21 protein-coding genes are annotated in these 22677 nt (G+C 68.7%); 7 read left to right on the plus strand and 14 right to left on the minus strand.

The features are described from left to right. Positions 1-532 precede the first annotated feature (532 nt). On the minus strand, positions 533-1222 hold the full coding sequence (locus VGT00_16055; GenBank protein HEV8532936.1) for a hypothetical protein: 690 nt from the start codon (positions 1220-1222) through the stop codon (positions 533-535). Between the two features lie 99 nt (positions 1223-1321). Here VGT00_16055 and VGT00_16060 point away from each other — a divergent pair, with 99 nt between their 5' ends. Then, a complete protein-coding gene (locus VGT00_16060) occupies positions 1322-2122 on the plus strand; it encodes an HAD-IIA family hydrolase (protein HEV8532937.1) in 801 nt (266 codons plus the stop codon). Continuing rightward, entirely contained in the window at positions 2122-2814 is a 693-nt protein-coding gene (gene pepE, locus VGT00_16065; protein HEV8532938.1) for a dipeptidase PepE, read from the plus strand. The genes VGT00_16060 and pepE overlap by 1 nt, the downstream gene beginning before the upstream one ends. A gap of 88 nt (positions 2815-2902) precedes the next feature. On the opposite strand, the gene VGT00_16070 is transcribed toward pepE, so the two are convergent. The 5 genes from VGT00_16070 to VGT00_16090 form a co-directional block, all read right to left on the minus strand. Then, complete coding sequence (locus tag VGT00_16070) at positions 2903-3259, minus strand: hypothetical protein (protein HEV8532939.1); 357 nt, start codon at positions 3257-3259, stop codon at positions 2903-2905. 41 nt (positions 3260-3300) lie between these two features. Then, positions 3301-5019 carry a PilX N-terminal domain-containing pilus assembly protein gene (locus VGT00_16075; GenBank protein HEV8532940.1) on the minus strand — a complete coding sequence of 573 codons (1719 nt, stop codon included), beginning with the start codon at positions 5017-5019 and terminating at the stop codon, positions 3301-3303. Positions 5020-5038: 19 nt separating this feature from the next. After that, positions 5039-5788, minus strand: coding sequence for a prepilin-type N-terminal cleavage/methylation domain-containing protein (locus VGT00_16080; protein HEV8532941.1), 750 nt, complete (start codon positions 5786-5788; stop codon positions 5039-5041). 35 nt (positions 5789-5823) lie between these two features. Continuing rightward, the gene (locus VGT00_16085) at positions 5824-6288 is read right to left on the minus strand and encodes a GspH/FimT family pseudopilin (protein ID HEV8532942.1); all 465 of its coding nucleotides are present in this window, start codon (positions 6286-6288) and stop codon (positions 5824-5826) included. 186 nt (positions 6289-6474) lie between these two features. Then, complete coding sequence (locus VGT00_16090) at positions 6475-7416, minus strand: TIGR03560 family F420-dependent LLM class oxidoreductase (protein HEV8532943.1); 942 nt, start codon at positions 7414-7416, stop codon at positions 6475-6477. A 140-nt stretch (positions 7417-7556) separates the two neighbouring features. Here VGT00_16090 and VGT00_16095 point away from each other — a divergent pair, with 140 nt between their 5' ends. Next, a complete protein-coding gene (locus VGT00_16095) occupies positions 7557-8396 on the plus strand; it encodes an alpha/beta hydrolase (GenBank protein HEV8532944.1) in 840 nt (279 codons plus the stop codon). Between the two features lie 2 nt (positions 8397-8398). Then, positions 8399-9637, plus strand: a complete 1239-nt coding sequence (locus tag VGT00_16100; protein HEV8532945.1) for an ATP-grasp domain-containing protein — start codon at positions 8399-8401, stop codon at positions 9635-9637. 35 nt (positions 9638-9672) lie between these two features. Here the strand turns inward: VGT00_16100 and VGT00_16105 are convergent, their stop codons facing one another. Then, a complete protein-coding gene (locus VGT00_16105; GenBank protein HEV8532946.1) occupies positions 9673-10014 on the minus strand; it encodes a hypothetical protein in 342 nt (113 codons plus the stop codon). A 136-nt stretch (positions 10015-10150) separates the two neighbouring features. Here VGT00_16105 and VGT00_16110 point away from each other — a divergent pair, with 136 nt between their 5' ends. Both VGT00_16110 and VGT00_16115 read left to right on the plus strand, forming a co-directional pair. Beyond that, complete coding sequence (locus tag VGT00_16110; protein ID HEV8532947.1) at positions 10151-10348, plus strand: hypothetical protein; 198 nt, start codon at positions 10151-10153, stop codon at positions 10346-10348. A gap of 290 nt (positions 10349-10638) precedes the next feature. Beyond that, positions 10639-14001 (plus strand): PAS domain S-box protein, encoded by a 3363-nt coding sequence (locus VGT00_16115; GenBank protein ID HEV8532948.1) that lies wholly within the window; start codon positions 10639-10641, stop codon positions 13999-14001. Here VGT00_16115 and VGT00_16120 read toward each other — a convergent pair. From VGT00_16120 to VGT00_16145, 6 genes are all read right to left on the minus strand, one after another. After that, entirely contained in the window at positions 13998-14921 is a 924-nt protein-coding gene (locus VGT00_16120; GenBank protein HEV8532949.1) for a TIGR03619 family F420-dependent LLM class oxidoreductase, read from the minus strand. The genes VGT00_16115 and VGT00_16120 overlap by 4 nt on opposite strands. 25 nt (positions 14922-14946) lie before the next feature. After that, positions 14947-16134, minus strand: a complete 1188-nt coding sequence (locus tag VGT00_16125) for a thiolase family protein (GenBank protein ID HEV8532950.1) — start codon at positions 16132-16134, stop codon at positions 14947-14949. A gap of 213 nt (positions 16135-16347) precedes the next feature. Then, positions 16348-17151, minus strand: a complete 804-nt coding sequence (locus VGT00_16130; protein HEV8532951.1) for a glucose 1-dehydrogenase — start codon at positions 17149-17151, stop codon at positions 16348-16350. 61 nt (positions 17152-17212) lie between these two features. Next, positions 17213-18037: an RluA family pseudouridine synthase gene (locus tag VGT00_16135; protein ID HEV8532952.1), complete on the minus strand. Its 825-nt coding sequence runs from the start codon at positions 18035-18037 to the stop codon at positions 17213-17215. Continuing rightward, entirely contained in the window at positions 18034-20538 is a 2505-nt protein-coding gene (locus VGT00_16140) for an FtsX-like permease family protein (GenBank protein ID HEV8532953.1), read from the minus strand. Before VGT00_16140 ends, VGT00_16135 begins: the two co-directional genes overlap by 4 nt. Before the next feature lie 114 nt (positions 20539-20652). Further along, on the minus strand, positions 20653-21336 hold the full coding sequence (locus tag VGT00_16145; GenBank protein ID HEV8532954.1) for an ABC transporter ATP-binding protein: 684 nt from the start codon (positions 21334-21336) through the stop codon (positions 20653-20655). 208 nt (positions 21337-21544) lie between these two features. Between VGT00_16145 and VGT00_16150 the strand changes: the two genes are divergently transcribed. Then, positions 21545-22300, plus strand: a complete 756-nt coding sequence (locus tag VGT00_16150; protein ID HEV8532955.1) for a cytochrome c peroxidase — start codon at positions 21545-21547, stop codon at positions 22298-22300. Positions 22301-22308: 8 nt separating this feature from the next. Here VGT00_16150 and VGT00_16155 read toward each other — a convergent pair whose 3' ends face one another. Continuing rightward, the gene (locus VGT00_16155; GenBank protein HEV8532956.1) at positions 22309-22500 is read right to left on the minus strand and encodes a hypothetical protein; all 192 of its coding nucleotides are present in this window, start codon (positions 22498-22500) and stop codon (positions 22309-22311) included. Between the last annotated feature and the right edge of the window lie 177 nt (positions 22501-22677).

Consider the following 22677-nt stretch of genomic DNA (forward strand, 5'->3'; position numbering starts at 1 on the left):
GGCACACCCCAGCTCATCGTGGAGTTCACGGAAGCCCCTCTGGACGAATCTGCGCCGCCTCCCGGCCCGAGCTCCATCCGCTGGCTCACGCCCGGAGTCGACCGCGGCGATCCCTGCGCGCAGCTGAGAAGACCACGCTAGCGCGAACCATTCATGAGCACTGGTTGCCGGGACCTGACCCCCTCACCCTGCCCTCTCCCCCTTCGGGGGCGAGGGATGGAAAAGAATCCCTCAGCCTGCCTCGCTCTCCCTACGCGAGCCAGGGATGGAAAAGAATCCCTCAGCCTGCCTCGCTCTCCCTACGTGAGCCAGGGATGAAAGAGAATCCCTCAGCCTGTCTCGCTCTCCCTACGTGAGCCAGGGATGAAAGAGAATCCCTCAGCCTGCCTCGCTCTCCCTACGTGAGCCAGGGATGAAAGAGAATCCCTCAGCGTGTCCCTCTCTACTGGGGCGAGGGATCAAAAAGAATCCCTCTCCCTCGGAGAGGGAGAGGGTGGGGTGAGGGTGGCGTTGTATTCGCGGCTAGTTCGCGCTAGGCCGGCTCGGGGGCGGTATGGGCCTCGATGGCCGACATGCGGTTGTAGCTGATCCCCACCTTGCTGCCATCGTCCTGGTCGATCATCACGCCATCATCGGTCACCTGCGCGAGCGTGCCCTTGATGGGATCGGCGGCATTGCGAACCGCCACCAGCACGCGTTTGCCCAGGAGCGGCTGGGCCTCGGTCTTCCACATCGAATCGAGATCCCCAAGGCCTCCCGTGTTGGTGGGGGGCTTCAACTCGGTGATCCGTCCCATGCCGGGGACCACGAGGCCGGCCCGGCCGCCCGTGCTCTTGGGTTTTCCCGCCGCGAAGGGGCTTGGCCGGTGGGCGGGTGGCGTGTTTCTGGGCACTCCGGGCGCCGCCATCCCGGGCGTGGGCTCCACCGCCGCCGTCACCACGGTGCCGGCCGGCACCGCCGGCGGCGCGGGCTGCGCGTCGGCTTCTTCGAGTTCGCGGAGGATGGCGGAGAGCCGGGAGATCATGACCGAGTAGATATAGAAGCCGATCAGCGACATGACGAGCGCGGAGGCGAGGCCGATCTGGGCGACACTCTGGTGAAGCGCGTTGAGGGCGTACAGGGTATACACGAAGAGGAGCAGGGGGAGGATGGAGATCATGCAGAAGACGACGGACGAGGCCCGACGCAGGGTATACGTCCGCGCCTTCCCATTCTTGGCCATAGATCGAATCTAGCGCGTCAAGCCCTTCCGGCCAGCGGATTTTCGCCGGCCCCGCCGCGGCCCGCCCCGGCCGTTCTGGGCGCATGGTACGATGCCGCCGTGACCCGAGCCCGGCGCGGGCTGCGCGAAATGCGCGGCTTCATCTTCGATCTTGACGGCTGCGTGTGGACCGGCGACGTGCTCGTGCCCGGGGCCGCCGAGGTGCTGGCGCTCCTGCGCAGCCAGGGGCGCGCCCTGACCTTCCTCACCAACAACTCTCGCGCCCGTGCCGCGACCATGCAGGCCAAGCTCGAGCGACTGGGCGTGCAGGCGGCCACGGATGAGGTGCTGACCCCGCTCGAGATCCTGGGCCGCGTGCTCGACGGCCACGTGGGGCCCGCCTCTCGCGTGCTCGCCATCGGCGGCCCCGAGCTCGAGGCGGCCCTGGTCGACGGTGGCCACACCCTCGTCTCTGTCGCGGCGTATCGCGAGGCGCAGGCCGTGGTCGTGGGCAATGACTTCGAGTTCTCCTACGAGCGCCTGACCGCGGCCTCGCGCGCGGTGGCCGGCGGCGCGGCCTTCGTCACGCCCAACCTCGATCCGCGGCTACCCGTCGAAGGCGATTTTCTGCCCGGCTGCGGCGCCATCGTCGAGGCGGTGGCCGCGGCGGCGTGCGCTCGTCCGCTCGTGGTGGGCAAGCCGGAGCCGCCGCTCTTCGAGCTGGCGCTCGCCCGCATGCGGCTCGAGGCCTCGGAGGCCGCGATGGTGGGCGACAGCGTGGACTCGGATATCCGGGGCGCCCGCCGTGTCGGGCTGACCGCGGTGCTCCTGGCTCGCAAGGGCGCGCTCGACGGCGTCGCGCACTACATGGTCAAGTCCATGGCGCAGCTGAGGCGCCTCGTCGAGACGTACACGCCCTGATGCGCGTCCTGCTGCATTCGGGCGGACCGCTCGGCCCCGACGGTCGGGCGGGGCTATCGGCCTTCCTGGGCGAGCGCCGGCGCGTGGCCTTTGTCACCGCGGCCAGCCTTCACGATGAAGCGGCCTACTTCGCTCGGGTGAGCGCGATGCTGCAGCCGCCCCCGCCGGACGGGGCGGGGCTCGAGCTCATGCATCTCCGCTGGGATGACCGGCCGCTCGACGTGCTCGCCCGGACCGAGGCGCTCTTCATGGGTGGGGGCAATACCTATGCGCTCTTGAAGCGGCTCCGCGAGTCCGAGCTGCTGCCGGTTATCCGCGAGCGCGCGCGGGGCGGCATGCCTTATGTGGGCGCCAGCGCCGGCTCCAATGTGGCGGGGCCGACCATCCTGACCACCAATGACTGGAACGTGGTGGCCCTCGAGCGCTTCGACGCCCTAGGCCTCGTCGCCTTCAATATCAACCCGCACTACAAACAGACCGATCCCGCCATGGCGCCCTACAGCGAGACGCGCGACGATCGGATCCGCGAGTATCACGTGGTCAACGGTAATCCGGTGGCGGGGCTCGAGGAAGGCGCGTGGCTGACTGTCGAGGGCGGGGTGGTGACCGCGCACGGGACGGCGCGCATCAAGATCTTTCGACCTGGCCAGGAGCCCACCTGGCACCAAGCCGGCGAGCGCCTGCCCCTCTAGCCGGGGTCAGGTCTTGCAATGCCACATGAGGTAGGCGACTTCTCTGCGAAAATTCTACCCGATGTAGGATTGCAAGACCTGACCCCCGCTACTCGGCGCGCATGGTGGTCAGGGTGATGTTCTGGGCGCCCAGGGTGCCCGTCGCGCGATTGACCTGGACGATGACCTGAATGGTCACGAGGCGGTTCGGAGCCACCGTGGCGCCCGCCTGCACGACGGACCAGGCGCGGGTGATGCCCGGCTCGGGAGTGTCCGTGCCATTGAGCGGGCCGGGAGTGAAGGGCTGGTTGCGGAGCTGCTCCATCATCTGCCGGCCATAAGCGGTGGCCTTGGACTGGCCGCCGCCCGCGACCACGCTGACCGAGCCCTGCGTCAGCATGCTCAGCAAGGCCACCAGCGCCACCGCAAGGAAAGCCACGGCGAGCATGACCTCGATCAGGCTCATGCCCGCCTGCCCGCGCAGCCGACCACGCATTGCCGTCACCCCTATTGCTGGGACCAGGCGCCGCGCAGGAGGAGCACCCCCTGAGGCGTGCCGGGCGGCGGATTGGTGTTGAAGAGCGTGTCGTAGCTCCAGATCCGCTGAGGTGGGGTGTAGTACTGGGTGCCGCCGGAGCCGCAGCACTGCCACTGCCCGACGGCTTGGTGGCTATGCCAGAGGTCTACGATGGAGCCGCGGTAGGTGAACGCGTTGCCGTTCCAGTCCTCGAGGAAGCGGATATCGTTCTCGAGCTGGCCATTGCCCTGGTTGAGCACGGACTCCGCGGAGGGCCCCAGCGCGAAGCCCGCGTTCACTGTGGTCGCCGTGGCCTGCCGAGTATCGGTCGCGAGATTGCCCTTGCTGTCGCTATTGTTCGGCGCCCAGTTGTTCGAGAGCACGGTGATGGCATCGGCCAGCACCGCCGCGGGCACCTTGGCCACCGTGTTGTAGTCGCCCCTGATGTACATCGGGTTCTCGCTCACCACCGTGAGTCCCTGTGAGGGCAACTGTGAGCCATTGATCAGCCTCACCGCAGCTCCCGGCGTGCCCGTGGTCGCCACGTAGAGCACCCCGTTGGCGGGGGCGGCGCTCGCCGAGCGCAGGAGCCCGATGTTGACATCGGTTACGCTCATGGTCCGCTGCTCGCGCATGTCATAGAAGGTGTTGGTGGTAATCACGCCCGCAGGCAGGGTGACGGGACTACCGCCCATGTCGGTGGCCCCCCCGTTGACGATGCGCAGGCCGGACTTGGAATACATCTTGGCTGCCGCCAGGTCCGGGGCATCGCCGACGTTGGCGACCTCGATGAGCTGGTGCGAGACCACGTCAGGACTGGCCGGATTGTAGAAGAGCTGGGGGATGGGCGGGATGATCTGGCCCACGCCCATGGCGTTGTCGCGGACTGTGCCGCCGAAGGTGGCCATGGCCCGCGCCTGCCAGGCGGCCGCCGTCCAGCCGCTGCCGAACCCGGGCTGGAGCGCGCTGTCGAAGTTGAGCGGCTGATAGGTGCCGCCGGAGTCCTTGATGCGCGGGTTGTTGCCCCAGGGGATCGAGGTATCGCGCTTGATGCGGCGGAAGATGCTGCCGGCTGTCGTGATGGTCGAGTCGAAGTCGAGCGAGGAGCCGGCGCCCACATAGATATTGCTGTTCGAGTGCACGCGGCCATTGAAGGTCATGTTCGGGCCCGGCGCGATCTCGAGGTCGACGCCGGCGCCGTAGAAGACGCCGAACTGGAAGAGCGGCACCTGGACCTGACGGAGAATCTGGGTCAGGCGGGCGCGGGTGCCATTGTCGCCTCGGACCTCTGAGGTGATGAGGTAGTCTGTGACCTGGCCGCTGAAGCCCGCGTAGGGTCCGGTCGTGAACGTGGTCGCGTAGGAGTTGGGAGGCGTTGGCACGACCCAGGCCACCGAATAGGTGACGAAGGAGAGCTTGGGATCGCTGAGGGCGGGCGCCGTGATGCCGGCGAGCTGGGTGGCACTCGGGGTCTGGGTGCTGGCGAGGATGGTCCGCAGCGCGACCACACCAGACTCGATGCCGCCCTCGGCCGCGTAGAAGGCCGCGCTGTACTGCTTCCAGCTGCCGGAGATCTGCATCTCGGTCATGCCCATGGCGACCAGGGTGAAGCCCAGAATGGAGCAGAGCAGCATGACGATCATGGCCAGGGGCAGGGCCGAGCCGCGCTCGGACCGGCACGCGACACCAAATCCTTTGCGAATATTCATGGACGGGTCCTCCTCGCCCTCAGAGATTCCGCGGGCGGACGGACGACGTCAGCGTGAAGGAGCGGACCTCGTCGGTCCCGGCCGACTGGGCCGTTAGCGTGATCACGACGCGACGGATGATCCCGAGGCTCGCGGCCAGGCTGGCTACAGGAATCGCCACGTCGTTCGTGTCGAAGTAAGTGAGCTGAAACCCGGTGACGCCCGTGGCGAGCGGCTGGAAGCCGAGTCCCGTGCTCGTGTCCTTGAACAGCGTGCTGATCCCGTCCCACTGATAGCGGATCTGCTTGGGCCGCCCCACCTGGACGCCCTGGGGCAGGGCCACCGGGATCCCGGGGGTGGGGATGAGGATGGTGGTGGCCGAGGCGGAGGAGACGGTGACCGTCCAGAACTGGTCGGTGTTCATCAGATAGATCACATCGCCCGCCGTGAAACCCGCGCCGCTGGCGACGTTCAAGAGCGTGTCGCCCGCGTTGGCGTTGGCGGTGATCCGGGTGGAGGCATTGGTCAGGTCCGCCCAGAACGTGATGCCGGTCGGCGAGGCGGCCAGGATCTTCGGCTGGGCGGTGGGGAAGCCATAGCCCGCGAGCCGGAGCTCCTCCTCGACGATCATGGCCGCGCGCGCGGTCTGCTGAGCCTGAGCGCGGTTGTCACCCTCCACGCTGACCTGTCCGCCTGTGGAGAGCACGCCCGCCACCCCGGCCATCACGAGGCCGAGCACGCCGCACGAGACCAGCAGCTCGGGCAAGCTGAAGCCGCGCCGGTCACTCATGACTCGCGCAAGCCTCCACGCGGCCGGCCGCGACATCACGGGATGGTCACCTGTCCTGACGGCTGCACCGTGACGGTCAGGGTCTGGGCGCCGTGGCTCACGCTGATCACGCTGGGGACGCTCGCGGTGCCGAAGGGCGTGAAGACGGGGGCGGGCCCGCTCGCGATCACGTCATTCGAGACCATCGCGATGCCCGAGGCATTGGTGCTGGCACCGATCCAGGCGACGCCGCCGCAGCCGCCCTGGAGGTACTGATACCCACCCGTGACGGGCTGAGCGCAGATCGGCTGACGGGTGCTGATCGCCACCATCCGTGCCTGCATCAGCACCGCCTGGATCTCGCGCGCGCCGCTTCTCGCCTGGGCCGCGGGCAGGTAGTTGAGGCCCATGGGCAAGGCCACCGTAGCGAGGACACCGATGAGACCGGCGCTGGCCACGAGCTCCGGCATGGAGAAGCCGCCGGTCCAGCGGGCATGGGGGCTCGGACGCGGCCTACTCATGGGGCCCGCCTAGAGAGCAACTTCCCTGCCACCCGATGGCCTCCCGGGTGACTGACAAGGACCGATTAAGTCAGACGAAGTCGCGGTGTCCGCCCAGGGCAGCGGGGGCGGGCTGTCACGGGCGTTGTCAGACCCCTTGACACTGTGTCAGACGCCGGACAGACACGGCCGATGGCCAGCCAGGAGTCAAACCACTTTCGGCAGGACCTCGCGCGCGAACAGCTCGAGAGCGGAGATGTCCTCCTGATCGAGCATCTGGAGGAGCACCCGCTGAACCCCCACCTTTTCCCAGGCCTTGAGGTCCGCGACGATGCGCTCCGGCGAGCCCGCGAGAAAGGACGCCGCGTGCCAGGCCGCCTCGTCCGCAGGCAGGGCGGGGAAGAAGGCCCGGGCGGCCGCGATGCGCTTGGCCACATCATCCGCGTCGCGCCCGATGGCGAGCGGAATCATCAGGGAGCGGGCCATGGCCTCCGGATCGCGGCCGAAGGCGCGGCAATGCTCGGCCAGGATCTGGCGCTTCTGGGTGAAGGTCGCGTGGTCCACTCGCGTGACATTCCACTCGTCAGCGAACTCGGCCACGATCTTGAGCGTGCGCTTCTCGCCGCGCCCGCCGATGACGATGCGGTAGCGGCCCGAGGGCGGGCGCGGATAGCTCTCCGCGCTCTTGAGCGGGAAGAGCGGCTGCGGGAGCGTCACCGGCTGGCCTTTCTCGAGAGCGCGGATCACGCGCGCGCCCGCCTCGAGCCGATCGAGCCGCTCCTTGACGCTTCCGAACGGGATGCCAAACATCGCGTGCTCGTGCTCGTTCCAGCCCGCGCCCAGGCCCAGGTCGAGGCGGCCTCCGGACAGATTGTCCACGGCCGCCGCCATCTTGGCGAGCAGCGCGGGATGATAGAAGGTGAGGGGCGAGACCATGGGACCGAAGCGGATGCGCTTCGTCCGCGTGGCGAGCGCCGTGAGCGATGTCCAGGTCTCGAGAGAGGCCCGCTTCGAGTCTCCGCCGAGCCCCGTCAAGTGATCCGAGCGGCACAGCGAATGGTAGCCGAGGTCCTCGGCCGCCTGGGCCAGCCGGAGCCAGCGCTCCCACGTGAGGCCTTCCTGCGCTTCGATCATGATGCCCGCGTTCATGGATTCCCTCCCATTCAGCCCTCGCCTCACCGTGCTCCTCGCCTGCGGCTCGTCGGCCACGTTTCGGCTCGAAACTCAGTCGGTCGTCGAAGAGGCATTGGCTTGACACCTTACCGCATCGCGGGCCAAATGAGACGGCCATGTACCGCGACGAATGGATGAGCGTCAATGGCGTGCGGCTTCACTGGCAGGACTGGGGCGCGAAGGAGGCGCCGGCCATCCTGATGCTGCACGGGCTGACTCAGCAGAGCCACACCTTCGACCAGGTCGCCGCGCGCTTGGCCGGGCGCTACCGCTGCATCGCGCTGGATTTTCGCGGGCGGGGCGAGAGCGAGTGGGCCGCGCCCGAGACCTACGCGATCCCTCACTACGTGCGCGACGTCGTGACGCTCCTCGATGAGCTCGGGCAGCCGGCCGTGCATGTCCTCGGCACCTCGCTGGGAGGGCTCTGCGGACTGTCGCTCGGCGCTTTCGACCCGAAGCGCGTCCTGAGCCTGGTCCTCAATGACATCGGCCCCGAGATCGACAGGGCCGGGAGCACCCGCATCGCGGCCTATACGGCGACGGTGCCCGAGAGCTTTCCGAGCTTCGACGCCATCGTGGATTGGGCGCTCCAGCGTTATCTCTGGCTGCGCCGGCTGCCGCGCGCGGACGTGGATGAGGGACTGCGCGGGGCCGTCCGTGCGAATGCGGGCGCCTGGCGATTCAAGTTCGATCCGGCCATCGGCAAGCTGCCCCCGCCGACCGCGGCGGTGATGAAGGCGGCGGGCGAGCTATGGTGGCAGACGCTGGGATCGCTCCGTTGCGCGATGCTGCTCATCCGCGGCGCGGAGAGCGATGTCCTCAGCCGGGTCACCGCGGATGAGATGGCGCGCCGCCAGCCCGCCCTCGTGCGCGTCGAGGTGCCGGACATGGGACATGCGCCGACGCTCTCCGAGCCGGTCGCCGTGGAGGCGCTCGCCCGCTTCTACAAGGGCTGACCGTGGCGAGGCCGCGCCTCCTCCTGCTCGTGCCCACCACCACGTATCGAACGGAGGACTTCGTCGAAGCGGCGGGACGGCTCGACGTCGACCTCGTGGTGGCCGCCGAGAAGCCCAATGCGCTGGCCGAGGCCGTGCCGGAGCGGCTGCTCACCCTCCCCTTCAAGGACCCGGCGGCCAGCGTGCGGCAGGTCAGCGACTATGCGCGGAGATATCCCATCGCCGCCGTGGTGCCCGTCGACGACGCCACCACCGTGGTGGGCGCCGCCATCGGTCAGGCCCTCGGGTTGCGCGCGAATCCCATCGCCGCCGTGAGCGCCACGCGGAACAAGCTTGCCATGCGCGAGGCGCTCGGGCGCGTGGGCGTGCCCCAGCCTGGCTTCGCGGCCTTCGGAGTGGAGGAGGATCCGGCAGGGGTGGCCATGGGCGTGAGCTATCCATGCGTGCTCAAGCCCCTGGTCCTCTCGGCGAGCCGCGGCGTCGTTCGGGCAGACACGCCGGCCGAGCTCGCCGCCGCCTGGGCGCGGATCGCGGCCATTTTGCTTTTGCCGGAAATCCGCGAGATGGGCGAAGGCGCTTCGAAGATCCTGGTGGAGAGCTTCGTGCCCGGCATCGAAGTCGCCCTCGAAGGGATGCTGACCGCGGGACAGCTCCAGACGCTGGCCCTCTTCGACAAGCCCGATCCCCTGGACGGGCCCTACTTCGAGGAGACGATCTACGTGACGCCCTCGCGGCTCCCGGAGGCGAGGCAGGCCGCCGTCGCCGACTGCGCGGCCCGGGCCGCCCGGGCTCTTGGCCTCACCGACGGCCCCATTCACGCGGAGCTGCGAATCAATGACGCGGGCCCGTGGCTCATCGAGCTGGCCGCGCGCTCCATCGGAGGGCTCTGCGCGCGGACCTTGCGCTTCGGCACGGGCATGACGCTCGAGGAGATCATCCTGCGTCACGCGCTCGGCTGGCCCATCGCCTCGCTCGAGCGCGAGCGCCCGGCCGCCGGCGTCATGATGATTCCCATTCCCCGGGGCGGTATCCTGCGCGGTGTCGACGGGCTCGATCAGGCGCGCGCGGTACCCGGCATCGAGGACATCACCATCTCGATGCATGCGGGCCAGCGGATCGTGCCGCTGCCCGAGGGCTCCGAGTATCTCGGCTTCATCTTCTCCCGTGCCGCTTCACCCAACGAGGCCGAGGCCTCGCTCCGGCGCGCCCACGAGCTGTTGCGATTCCAGATCGGTAGCTAGCTCGGAGGGGGCTCCGCCCCCCTTCCGAAACCGGATCAGGCGTGCGCGTAGGCGAGGCCGCCGGGGGCCTCGAGACAGAAGACCGACCCCAGACCAAGCTCGGCGATCTCCGCCTCGGTGAGCCAGACCCCGTCCAGACAAAAGGCCCCGTTGCGGAAGAGCGCGTTCAGCGCGCTGCGCACGTCCTGGGGGCAGATGTGCAGCGGCCCCTGGAGGAAGGCCACGAGGTGCTGCCAGCCCTTGAAGCGGCGCGGGGGCCGGCCGAGGTGAGTCACCCCGATCGGCGCATAGGTGACCACGTAGTTGGCATTGGCGTCCCGCTCGATGTTGACCGTCCCGTTGAGCCTCATGTCCATTTCTCCCTTGGGCGCCCTCACGCGCCTCTCCTGATTGACCAGACGGGCGACAGGCCTCCGGTGTTTACGGCCGGTGGGCTGTAAACAAAGACGGACGGCCGCCAGTCTTACGGGCAGCAACAAGGAGAGCAGCAACAAGGAGAAAGGAGAGAGAGCGATGGTGCGGACGCCCCTGAAGACGATGCTGAACTTCGTGGTGGTCGTGTACCTGGTGACGCACGGGGTGTCGGTTCCGGCCGAGGGCCAGGCGGACCTAGTGAGCGGCTTCTGTTGTGCGACTCGCGCCTGGCTCGAGTCCCGCCTGGTCGACCTCAGCGCTCTCCTCGATTCCCGCGCGACCCTCGCCGGAGCCTAGCTCACCCGTCCTCTCGCTACCACTGCCGGTCGCGTTGTCAGAGGCCGGCCTCCCTCTCCTGTTGTGCGAGAGCGCCGCGGCCCGTCCGTGACTCCGCATGCGGGGGCTTCCCTACCCAGAGGATATGATGGCCAGGTACGGATGATTTCATGCACATCACCCCAATCCGTCACGGAGTCTTGATGGCTCGCGCCAAGGCTGGGAGCAGCGTCGCTCAACGCGGTGATTCGCGAGACGATCAGCGGTCCGCGCGCGCCCGGCCTCGTGGAGGAGCGAAGGTCAAGGGCCGCGTGCGACTCAGCCCGGCCGCGAAGCCCTGCCTCCGCGTGCTCCTCATCCAGTCCGACCCCGTGGCCACCCGCTCGCTCCTGGCTGCCTTCGGGCGGAGCCGGACTCCCGTCGTCGAGGTCCAGCAGGTGAGCAAGCTCGCCGAGGCTATCGAGCGCCTGGGGGGAGGAGACATCGAAGTCGCCCTGCTGGACCTGGGACTGCCCGAGATGTCGGAGGCCGATGCCCTCCACCAGATCCACGCGGCTGACCCCGGCGTGACCCTCATCGGCCTGGCCAGGCGTGACGATCCGAGCCTTTCCCGCCGCGCCTATCACGAGGGCGCCGACGATTGCCGGGTGATGAGCCGGGGCTGGGCAGGCCGGCTCGCCGTCGCTTTGCCCCACATCGTCGAGCGACACCGTATCCTGGCTGGGCTCCGCCTCCAGAGCGAGCAGCATACGGCCATCGTGGAAGGCTCGCTCCAGGGCATCGTCATCCACGAGGGTGGCGTGATCCGCTACGCCAACCCATCCATCGCGCGCCTCCTCGGCCACGAGAGCCCCGCCGACCTGCTCGGCCAGAGCGTGTTGGCCTTGGTGGCGCCGCATGACCGCGAGCGGGTCCTCGCCATGGCGCGGGCGCGCGAGCGGGGCGAGAGCGTCCCCGCCCGCTACGAGTTTCAGGCCTCGCGATCCGATGCCACCCTGGTGTCGCTCGAGTGCCTCGTCACCCCCATCACGTGGCGAGGCCGCTCGGCCATGGTGGCCGTGATGCTGGACATCACGGAGCGCAAGCGAACGGAAAGCGCCATGCGCGCCCTCGCCCACCGAGCGGCATGGCGCGCGGAGAACCTCGCCGTGCTCGCGCGGGTGTCCAGCGTCATCGCCGCCGCCACGGACAGCCAGCGCGTCTTCGAAGCGGTCGCGGGGGCGGCCGTTTCCCTTCTGGGCGCGAAGGTCGCGGGGGTGCTCGTCGACGATCCCGCCACCAAGGCCCTTCGCGTCGGGCAACACTACACGAGCGGCCCCGCGGCGTCGCCCGTGATGGTCGAGATCGCCGAGGTTCCCTACGGCCGGGGCGTGGCGGCGGTCGTGTACGACTCACGCCGCCCCATCTTCGTCGAAGATATCGACCACGAGCCGCGGTGGCTCAACCCCCACCTCGTCCAGGAGGCGGGTCTCCACGCCTACGCGGGGCTCCCGTTGATCGCGCGGGATCGAGTGATCGGCGTGCTGTCCATCTTCTTCGGCGAGCATCGGAAGTTCGCCGACGAGGAGCGGGAGCTGATGGGCTTCCTCGCGAGCCAGGCCGCCGTGGCCATCGACAACGCGTGCCTCCTCCAGGAGACGGAGCGGCGGCGGCGCACCGCCGAGGCCCACGCCGCCGTCGGCCGCCTGCTCGGCCAGTCGCTCGACCTCGCCGACGTCTCGGATCGCATCGTGGAGAGCGTCCGCACCCTCCTCGGCGTCGCGAACGCGGCCCTCTTTCGCCTGCGGCCGGAGACGGAGGATCTCGAGGCGCTGAGCCTCCGCGGCGACCACGGCGTGGTCGAGGGCAGCCGGCTCGTTTACCCGCTCGGCCAGGGCGCCATCGGCCTCGCCGCGCGCTCACGCCGCCCCGTGGTCACCTCGGATTTGCTGGCCGATCCGCGGATACCCCAGCCCCCCGACCATCAGGCGCGGATGAAGCGGGCGGGATTCGGGGCGGTGGTGGCGGTACCGCTCGTCGTCCAGGACCGGGTCATCGGCGCCCTGTCGCTTGGCGATTCCGTGGGCCGGCAATTCACGGATGAGGAAGTGCAGGTCGTCGAGGCCTTTGCGGACCGGGCGGCCATCGCGCTGGAGACGGCGCGGCTCTACCAGGAGGTCCGGGATGCGCGCGACTTCCTCCAGTCGATCGCGGAAAGCTCGGCGGACGCCATCGTCACCACCGACGTCCACGGCCGGATCACGTACTGGAGCCCGGGAGCCGAGGAGATGTTCGGCTACGCGGCGGGAGAGGCGTTTGGCCGCACGGCCGCCGAATTCTATGCCGGCGGTCCGGAGGAAGCGCGCGCCATCATGGCCCGCCTGCTCGCCGAAGGCCGGCTGCGGGACTACGAGGCGGTCGTCCGCGGCAAAGATGGTCGCACGCTGGCGGGCTCCGCCTCCATCTCCCTGCTCCGGGACGCGAGCGGAGCGCTCACGGGGACGGTCGGGGTGCTCAAGGACGTCACGGGGCGCCGGATGCTCGAGGAGAGCCTGCGCCAGTCACAGAAGATGGAGGCGGTGGGTCGCCTCGCCGGCGGCATCGCGCACGACTTCAACAACCTCATGACCGTCGTGCTCGGGCGGAGCGACCTCTTGCTCAGGCGGCTCCGTCCCGAGGACCCCATGCGCCGCGACATCGAGCTCTTCCGGAAGACGGCCATGCGGGCCACCGAGCTGACCCGACAGCTCCTGGCTTTCAGCCGCAAGCAGGTGCTGCAGCCCAAGGTTCTCGACCTCAATGCCGTCGTGGAGAACATGGAATCCATGCTGCGCCGTCTGATCGGCGAGGACGTCGCCCTGCGCACCGACCTCGCGCCGGCCCTCGGGCGAGTCAAGGCCGATCCGGGCCAGATCGAGCAGGTCATCGTGAACCTGGTCGTGAATGCCCGCGACGCGATGCCGCAGGGGGGCAAGCTCACCATCGAGACCACCGAGGTCGAGCTGACGGAAGGCGATGCCCAGCAGCACGCGGGGCTGCGCCCCGGCCCCACCGTGGTGCTCGCGGTGTCCGATACCGGCACCGGCATGGACGAAGCGACCCGGGCGCGGATCTTCGAGCCGTTCTTCACCACCAAGGAGCAGGGCAAGGGGACGGGACTCGGCCTCAGCACCGTGTACGGCATCGTCCAGCAGAGCGACGGCGGCATCTCTGTCCACAGTGCCGCCGGCAGGGGGACGACCTTCAGGATCTACCTCCCGCGTGTCGAGGAGAGCGTGGAGATCGCCCCCACCCCCGAAGCTCCCATGCGAGCAGGGGGTGGAACGGAGACCGTCCTGCTCGTGGAAGACGAGGACGAGCTGCGGGCCGTCGTGCTGGAGACCCTCCAGTTGTACGGCTACACGGTGCTCGAGGCGGGTCACGGTGGCGAGGCCATGCTGATGGCCGAGCGCTACCCGGGCCCCATCCATCTCCTCCTCACCGACGTGGTCATGCCGACGATGAGCGGGGCGGATCTCGCGCGCCGGCTCGCCGCCGTCCGGCTCGAGATGAAGGTCCTGTTCGTCTCGGGCTACACCGACGACGCCATCGTCCACCACGGCGTGCTCGAGCCGGGCACGGCCTTTCTCGAGAAGCCCTTCAACCCCGAGCAGCTCGTGCGTCGCGTTCGCGAGGTGCTGAGCGGCCGAGACTAGAGCCGGGGGGCGACGTCGCTCGCGAGCTGCTCGAGGTGCTCCGCGTGGTCGAAGACGGGATTGAGCAGGAGCGACTGGGCGCCGGCGGCGATGATGGCGCGAAGACCCTCGGCGCATTCCTCCGCGCTGCCCCAGACCGAGACCTGCTCGGCCATCTCCCCTCGCCGATAATAGGCGGCGAACCACTCCGTGAGCCGCCGGCCGGCCCGCCCCTTGTCCCGATCTACCGCGATGTAGACACGCTTGCCGATGGGGAAGGAGGTGGGATCGCGTCGGGCGGCCTCCAGGAGCTTCCGGACCACCGAGACCTCATCCTTAAATACCGGCGTGGGAGAGGATCCCGCGCCCATGAAGCCCTGCCCCAGATCGACGGCGCGCTTGAGGGCGTCGGGATGGTGAGCGCCGAACCAGAGCGGCGGGTGCGGCTTCTGGATGGGCTTGGGCTCCATGGCGGCATGGTCGAGCTTGTAGAACTCGCCGTCGAACGTTACCTGCGGCTCGGTCCAGAGCCGGATCATGAGCTTGAGACCCTCCGTGAAGCGCGCGGCGCGGCGCATCGCCGTCATGCCGAAGGCGGGATAGAGCTTCTGCGCGGCGCCGAGCCCGACGCCGACGATGAGCCGGCCCTGCGACAGGTGATCGAGCGTGGCCAGGCTCTTGGCGGTGTGCACGGGGCTGCGGAGCGCGGTGAGCAGCACGGCTGCGCCCAGTCGCAGGCGTGTCGTGCAGGCCGCGGCAAAGGTCAGGAGCTCGATGGGCTCGTAGGTCTTGGCCGAGCCCAGGATCTGCTCCTGGACCCAGCCGCTCTCATAGCCGAGGGATTCCGCGCGGAGGAGAAAGTTCCGAATGCCGTCGGGGCCGACCGGCTCGTCCTGGAAGATCTGCGGAATCGCGATCCCCAACGCCACCCGCGACTTCATGCAATGACCTCATGCATTCGCAGCCTCAGTTGCAAGCTTCAAAAAGTCCTGCCGCTCCTTGGCCCCCGCCGATGCACATGGTGACCACGCCGTAGCGCGCCTTGCGCCGCAGCATCTCGTTGGCGATGGTGCCGACCATGCGCGAGCCCGTCATGCCGAAGGGATGGCCGATGGAGATCGACCCGCCGTTGAGATTGAGCTTCTCCATGGGGATGCCGAGCTTGTCGCGGCAGTACACCACCTGGGAGGCGAAGGCCTCGTTCAGCTCCCACACGTCGATATCGTCCATCTTGAGCCCCTGGCGCTTGAGGAGCTTGGGGATCGCGTAGATGGGGCCGATGCCCATCTCGTCCGGCTCGCAGCCGGCCACGGCGAAGCCGCGGAAGATGAGCTTGGGCTTGACGCCCAGGGCCTTGGCGCGGTCCATGGACATGAGGAGGGTGGCGGAGGCGCCGTCGGAGAGCTGGGAGGAGTTGCCGGCCGTCACCGTGCCCTGACCACTGTCCTTGTCGAAGTGCGGGGGCAGCTTGAGGAGCGCTTCCAGCGTGGTGTCCGGACGGTTGCACTCGTCCTTGTCCACGTAGTAGTCCTCCTTGCCCGCGATCTCGCCCGTCTTCTTGTCGACGATGCCGCGCACGACCTGAAGCGGGGCCAGCTCTTCCTTGAAGAAGCCTTCCTCCTGGGCGCGCGCCGTGCGCTGCTGGCTCACCAGAGAATACTGGTCCTGCATCTCGCGGGTGATCTTGTAGCGCTTGGCCACCACCTCGGCCGTGTCGCCCATGACCATGTAAATGCCGGGCTTCTTCTCCTTGACCCAGGGGTTCGGATCGCCGTCGCGCTTCATCATGCTGATGCTCTCGAGCCCGCCGCCGATGGCGGCCTCAGCCCCACCCAGCATGATCTGGTTCGCGGCCATGGCGATGGCCTGCAGCCCGGACGAGCAGAAGCGGTTGACGGTGGTGCCGGCCACGGAGGCGGGCAGCCCGGCCCGGATCAACGCCACGCGCGCCACGTTGCTGCCCTGGGGGCCGTTGGGCTGGGCGCAGCCGAGAATGACATCCTCGATCTCGGAGGAATCGAGACCGGGAACCTTGCCCAGCACGTCCTTGATGCAGTGAGCGGCGAGATCGTCCGGTCGGGTCATGTTGAACGACCCGCGGAAGGACTTGGCGAGCGGGGTGCGCGAGCTGGCGACGACGACAGCCTCTCTCATGGCGGCTCCTTTCTGAATCCGATGGTTCTGAATGCGATCGGTTGACGGGAGTATACGCCATTTTGCGGAAGCCGGCAGTTACAGGCTACGAGTCTGTCTCAGTAATCTGATGTCCTCGCGTGCACGATCGTTCCACTTCGAGCGCCGGCTTCGCCGGCGCAATCGGTTGGGGGGAGGCTTCGGAAGGGGGGCGAAGCCCCCCTCCGAGTTTGTCTAGGAGGCCTCGTCGCCCTCCCGAGCGCTCGGGCCGCCGTCGACCACGATGGTGGCGCCGTTCATGAAAGCCGAGGCGTCGGAAGCGAGAAAGATGCACGGGTAGGCGATCTCGTGGACCTTGCCCCAGCGCCCCATGCCCACGCGGCTCGCCACCGCATCGTAGGCCTTCTTGGCCACGGCCGGATCCTGCTTGGTCAGCACGCCCAGGTAGCCCTCCGTCTCGATCGGCCCCGGCGCGATGCAGTTGACGCGGATGCCCTGGCGTCCCCAGGCCATGCCGAGCGCGCGCGTGAAGTTGATCACGGCGGCCTTGGCCGCGCCGTAGTGGGACATCATGGTCGAGCCGTAGACGCCCGCGATGGAGGACACATTGATGATGACCCCGCCTCCGCCCTGGGCCATCATCTGCTTGCCCGCCCACTTGCAGCCGAAGAAGACGCCGTTGACGTTGATGCCGATCACCGCGTTCCAGCCGTTGGCGCTGATGTCCTCGACCTTGGAGCGGAAGGAGGCGCCGGCATTGTTGACCATGATGTCGAGGCGGCCCATCTCCTTCGCGGTGCGCTCGACGAGGGCCTTGACGGCGTCCTCCTGGCGCACGTCCACCGCCTCGCAGAAGGAGCGCCGCCCGAGCTTCTTGATCTCGTCCACCACGGGGTCGAGGTTTTCCTTCTTGCGGCTGCAGATGACGACATCGGCGCCGGCCTTGGCGAACTCGACGGCGATGGAGCGGCCGATGCCCACGCCGCCTCCGGTGACGATGGCGACCTTTTTCTCCAGCGAAAACGGCGACGCGGCCATGGTGCCTCCCGTGGGGACTTAGAGGTCTCCCGCTCCCTGAGGGGTTCGTGGAACGCGCGGATTATACCCAAGCGGCCGGCGCCGCGCTCTCGAAGCGCATGGCCAGACCGGTGTCCGGGTGACGGAAGCCGAGCCGCGTGGCATGCAGGCAGAGACGGCGAAAGGGGCCGGCCGGGCCTCCATGCTCGCGATCGCCGACTATGGGATGCTCCATGCTGGCAAGCTGGACCCGGATCTGCCGTCGCCGCCCCGTCCCGAGAGACAGCTCCAGGAGCGTGGTGGCGGATCCACGCGCGAGCACCCGATAGCGCGTGATGGCGGTCTTCCCCGCCGCGCCCGACGTGGCGCGAACCCGGAGACTCCTATCCTCCACGAGGCGACTCTCGAGCGTGCCGGACTCGCGGCGCACGTGCCCCTTCACGAGAGCGCGATACACGCGCTCCACCGTGCGCGCCTCGAACTGGGCCTGCAGGTGCTCCTTGGCCGCGGGCGACTTGGCGAAGACGAGCAGACCGGAGGTCTCGCGGTCGAGACGATGGACGATGAAGGGTCTCCCCCGCGGCCGGCCGCCCTCGAGATAGTCGCGGAGCAGTCGGTAGGCGGTGCGCGCACGCTCACGCTCGGTGGCCATGCTGAGCATTCCGGGCGGCTTGTCCACCACGATGATGGCCGCGTCTTCGTGGACGAGCTTGAGCTCGCGGGGGAATCGGAGGCCTCCGTGCCCGGCGAGCTCGACCTTGTCGACGTCGGCGATGGTCGCGCGGCCGTCGCGGCACACGCGGCCATTGACGTGGACCCGGCCGGACTCGAGCCACTGCTTGAGGCTCCGACCCGAGGCATCGGGGAACAGCGCGCGGAGCCGATCCGACAGCGTGGGCGAGGTCATTCCCCGCGAAGAACGCCGAGAGGTTTCCTCCCGAGGAGTCTCCAGGTGCCGAGGAAGCCCACGCCGAGGGCGAGAAGCGTTGCCCCGACCATGCCGGCGGCGACGATCAGCGGCGAGCCCGCTCCCACGCGGACGTCGAGGGCCCAGTGGAGGACGCCCCAGGCGAGGGCGGCCGCGAAGAGGGACCCGCAGAGCCCCGCCGCCATGCCGAGAAGCGCGTACTCCACGGCGAAGAGGCGCGCCACGAACCCGCGGGTGGCGCCCAGGGCCTTGAGGAGCACGCTCTGATAGAGCCGCTGATAGCGGCTGACGCCGAGCGCCCCCGCCGTGACGATCACGCCCGTGGCGACGCTGACCCCGGCCAGGAGCCGGATGGCCAGCGCGATCTGGTCGAGCACCCCGGAGAGGCGCTCGAGGACTTCGCGGACGGGGATGACCGTGATGTTCGGAAAGGCCGCGATCACGGCTGACTGGATGGCGCCTTCCTCCTCCGGCCTCGCGCGCGCCGTGGCCAGATAGGTGGCGGGCGCGGCGTCCAGGGCCCCCGGGGAGAAGATCACGAAGAAATTGGTATTGAAGCTCTGCCAGTCCACCTGCCGGAGATTGGCGACTCGCGCCTGCACCGTCACCCCCTGGATGTCGAAGCCGAGGGTGCCGCCTATCGTGATGCCGAGGCTCTTGGCGATCTCCTCCTCTACGGAGATCAGGGGCTCACGCCTGGCTTCCTCCTCGGTCCACCAGCGACCCGTCACGACCGTATTGTGCTCGGGCGGCCGGGCGCCCCAGGTCAGCACGTACTCGCGCGAGAGATACCAGGTTTCCTCGCGCAGGTGCCGGGGGGCATGGGCGACGGGCCTGCCATTGATCATGGCCAGGCGCGAGCGGACGACGGGGGTGAGGTCGGGCGGGCGGCCGGTTCGATCGGTGACGAGCTTCCGGAAGGGCTCGGCCTGATCGGGCTGGATGTCGAGGAAGAAGAAAGCCGGAGACCGTTCCGGTCCACGGTCGACCAGGTCAGCGCGCAGGCTTTGCTCGAGAAGGGCCACCGTCACGATGAGCATCACGGCCAGACCCAGGGAAACCAGCACCACGCCCGTGTGGGAATCGGGACGGTGGAGATTGCCCACGGCCTGACGCCAGGCGAGCGATCGGGCGCGCGGGAGCCGGCGGGCGGCATGGATCATGAGCCGCGCCGTGGCCCCGAGCAGGACCAGCGCGCCAGCCAGCCCACCCACGAAGAGCGCGCCGATCTTCAACGATCCCGCCTGCCAGAAGGCGAGAGCGGCCAGGCCCGCCACCATAGGTACCGCGGCCAGCCAAGGTCGCCGCCCTGGCAGCCGCGCCTCGACGTCGCGACGCAGGATCAAGGCCGGCGGTACGCGACGGATATCGAGCAGCGGCCACAGCGCGAAGAGCAGCGTGAGCCCCGTGCCCATGGCTAGCCCGGCCGCTACGGAACGAAGCGAGAGAGAGGCTTCGAGAGGAAAGGGGAGGAGCGGTGAGAGCGCGGGCACCAGGGCCCGCTGGAGCCCGGTGCCCAGCGCGGCGCCCAGCAGGCTGCCCGCGAATCCCAGGAGCACGGTCTGGAGGAGATAGGCAGCGAGGATCTGGCGCCACCCGGCGCCCAGGGACTTGAGCACGGCAATGGTGTCGAGCTTGCCGCGGACGAAAGTGCGCACGCTCGTGGCCACGCCGATGCCGCCCACCATGAGAGCGACCAGGCCGGTGAGGCCGAGGTAGACGGTGAGCTGGTCCCAGAAGCGGCGCATTCCCGGTTGCGCCTGCCCGTACGTGATGATCCGCACGGAGGGATCCGGCAGCCTCTCGGCGAGCGCCTCCTTGAAGGCCTCCGCGCTCGTGCCCATGGGAAGGCGGAAGAGCATCCGGTGACGGACGCGGCTGCCGGGCCGCACGAGGTGCGTGAGCGCGAGATCCTCGGGGGCGATCATCACGCGCGGCCCGAGCGAGAAGACACCCACGGCGCGGTCCGGCTCCTGGCGGATGACGCCGCTGATGAGAAAGTCGCCCTCGCCTATCCTCATGGCATCGCCCACGGAGAGCCCGAGCTTCTGCAGCAGAGACGGGTGAACGAGGGCCCGGCCATTGCCGACGAGCATGGCCAGCGGCCCTGCGGGCTCCGTCAAGAGCTCGCCGTAGAGCGGGTAGCCCGGCCTCACGGTCTTGAGCTCGACAACCTGGCTGCGTCCGGCCACGCTCGACATGGCGACCAGCTCGTGGAGACCGAGCGTCTCGACCCCGCCCCGCGCGAGCTCGCTCACCGCGGCTTCCGCGGGGACCGACAGCGGCTGGCTGCTTCGTATCTCGACGTCACCGCCCATGAGCGCGCGAGCCGAGCGGCCCACCGTGCGCTCGAGGCTCGCCGCGAAGCTCCCCACGGCGACGAGGGCGGCCACGCCCAGGGTGATGCAGGCGATGAGATACGAGAACTGGCGCGAGGCTCCCCGCGTCTCCCGCCAGGCCAGCCTCAGCGTGAACTTCACCTCTCAAGATCCCTCTCCCCTCTGGGGGGAGGGCCGCCATTCGAGCCGAGACACGGCCGAGCTGCCGCAGGTACGAGCGTGGCGAGGCGAGGACCGGTCAGTGAGGGGCCGTAGTCATCCCGCGCCATTGCTCATCTCGTCGCTGACGATGCGACCGTCGCGCAGGGTGATGACACGGGCGGCGAGCGCGGCCAGGGCTGGGTCGTGGGTCACCAGCACGAGCGTGCTGCCGAGATTGCGGTTGAGCGCGACGATCAGGTCGATGATCTGCTTGCCCGTGGCGGAGTCCAGATTGCCGGTGGGCTCGTCGGCCAGGAGCAGGGACGGTCGCCGTGCCACCGCGCGGGCCACGGCCACCCGTTGCTGCTCTCCCCCGGAAAGCTGGACGGGATAGTGATGCCCGCGCTCGGCGAGCCCCACCTCGTCGAGGAGAGAGCGGGCCCGGTCCATGGCGCCGGCCTCGCCGCTGAGCTCGAGAGGCACGGCCACGTTCTCGAGGGCGGTCAGGGTCGGAATGAGGTGAAAGGACTGGAACACATAGCCGATGGTGTCGCGACGGAAGCGGGCCAGCTCGTCTTCACCGAGCGAGGTGATCTCGACGCCCCGCACGGTGACGTGGCCGGTGGTGGGGCGGTCGAGGCCCGCCATGAGTCCGAGCAGGGTCGACTTCCCGCTGCCCGAAGGGCCGGCGATGGCCACAAACTGCCGGGCGGGCACCTCCAGCGTGATGTCGGTCAGCACGTCCACGGGCCGGCCGCCGCTTTCGAGGCGCATGCTGAGCCCGCGCACCGTGATCATGATGACAGCCATACTACACACGCAGAGGATCGGCTGCAGCCGGAACAGACGGCGGAGTGCGTCGGGCAGATAGGGCGGGCACCTCGGGGTGCTGCTGCCGAACCAGGGGCACCCAGCTCGGGCTTGAGAACCCGGGAGTCGTTGGTTATGTTACCGTCGTGCGGTGCCCCGGTCGACTACCATCGCGGCAGCATCTGAGGAGGATCCCATGCTGAGACGATTGCCCCTGGGCGCTGTTTTGCTCGTCTGCCTCCTCGCGCTCATCATCCAGGCCCCGGCCGGCTCGGCCCAGGACCTCGTGGCCAAGGGCCGGGCGCTGTTCAACGACACCAAGCTCTCGGCTGACGGCAAGTATTCGTGCGCGTCCTGCCACCCCGACAACGGCCACACCGACAACAGGACGTACATCGGCGTGGAAGTCGTGAAGGACGGCGATCCCAAGGGCCGGAGCACGCCGACGCTCTGGGGCGTCGGCACTCGCGCGGCCTACTCGTGGGCCGGCACCGCGCCGAGTCTGTCGGCGAACATCCGCGGTATCATCGTGAACCGCATGAAGGGGGCCGAGCCCTCCCCGGAGACGCTGGAGGCGCTGGTCGCCTACGTGCGGTCGCTCGACTACCCCGCGAATCCCTATCTCAAGGCGGACGGTTCCCCGACCGACGCGGCGCCCGCGGCCGCCAAGCGCGGATACCAGATCTTCACCGTGAAGGCCGGGTGCAAGGCGTGCCACCTGCCGCCCGTCTACGACAAGAAGGATCTCGAGGACGTGGAGTCGGGCGGGAAGTTCAAGGCGCCGTCGCTACGGGTGGTCTCCCGCACCGCCCCCTACTTCCACGACGGGCGGTTCGCGACCCTCGAAGAGACGGTGCGCTTCATGTGGAGCTACATGCAGAAGGCCGGCACGACCGAGAAGCTGACAGACGGCGACCTGCGCGACCTCGTGGAGTTCCTGAAGATCCTCTGACGCCGGGATTAGCGGAACGCCGGGGCGATCTCCGTGATGAAGCGGTCGAGGTCGCGGCGCAGCTCGGGTAGCGGCCGGAACATGCTCGGGATGAACAGCACGCCGCAGCCGGCGGCCTTGGCCTGCTGGAGCTGCTCGCGGATCTGCTCCGGCGTCCCGGCCAGGCAGGTGTCGCGCGCGTCGGCAGCGTGACGGCCCATGCGCGTCTCGATCGTCTTTGCGAGCGCCTCGACCTCTTCCTTCTTGTCGGTGATCGAGCAGCGGACAAAAAGCTGACAACGAGCAGGGACGCGCGCTCAGGCTGCTGCACAGAGCCCTAAAATTGCTGCGGTTCGCAGCCCGCGCCGGAGCAGGTGAGTTGTCCATACTACACTAGC

The sequence above is a fragment of the Candidatus Methylomirabilota bacterium genome, assembly GCA_036002485.1.
Taxonomy (GTDB): domain Bacteria; phylum Methylomirabilota; class Methylomirabilia; order Rokubacteriales; family CSP1-6; genus AR37.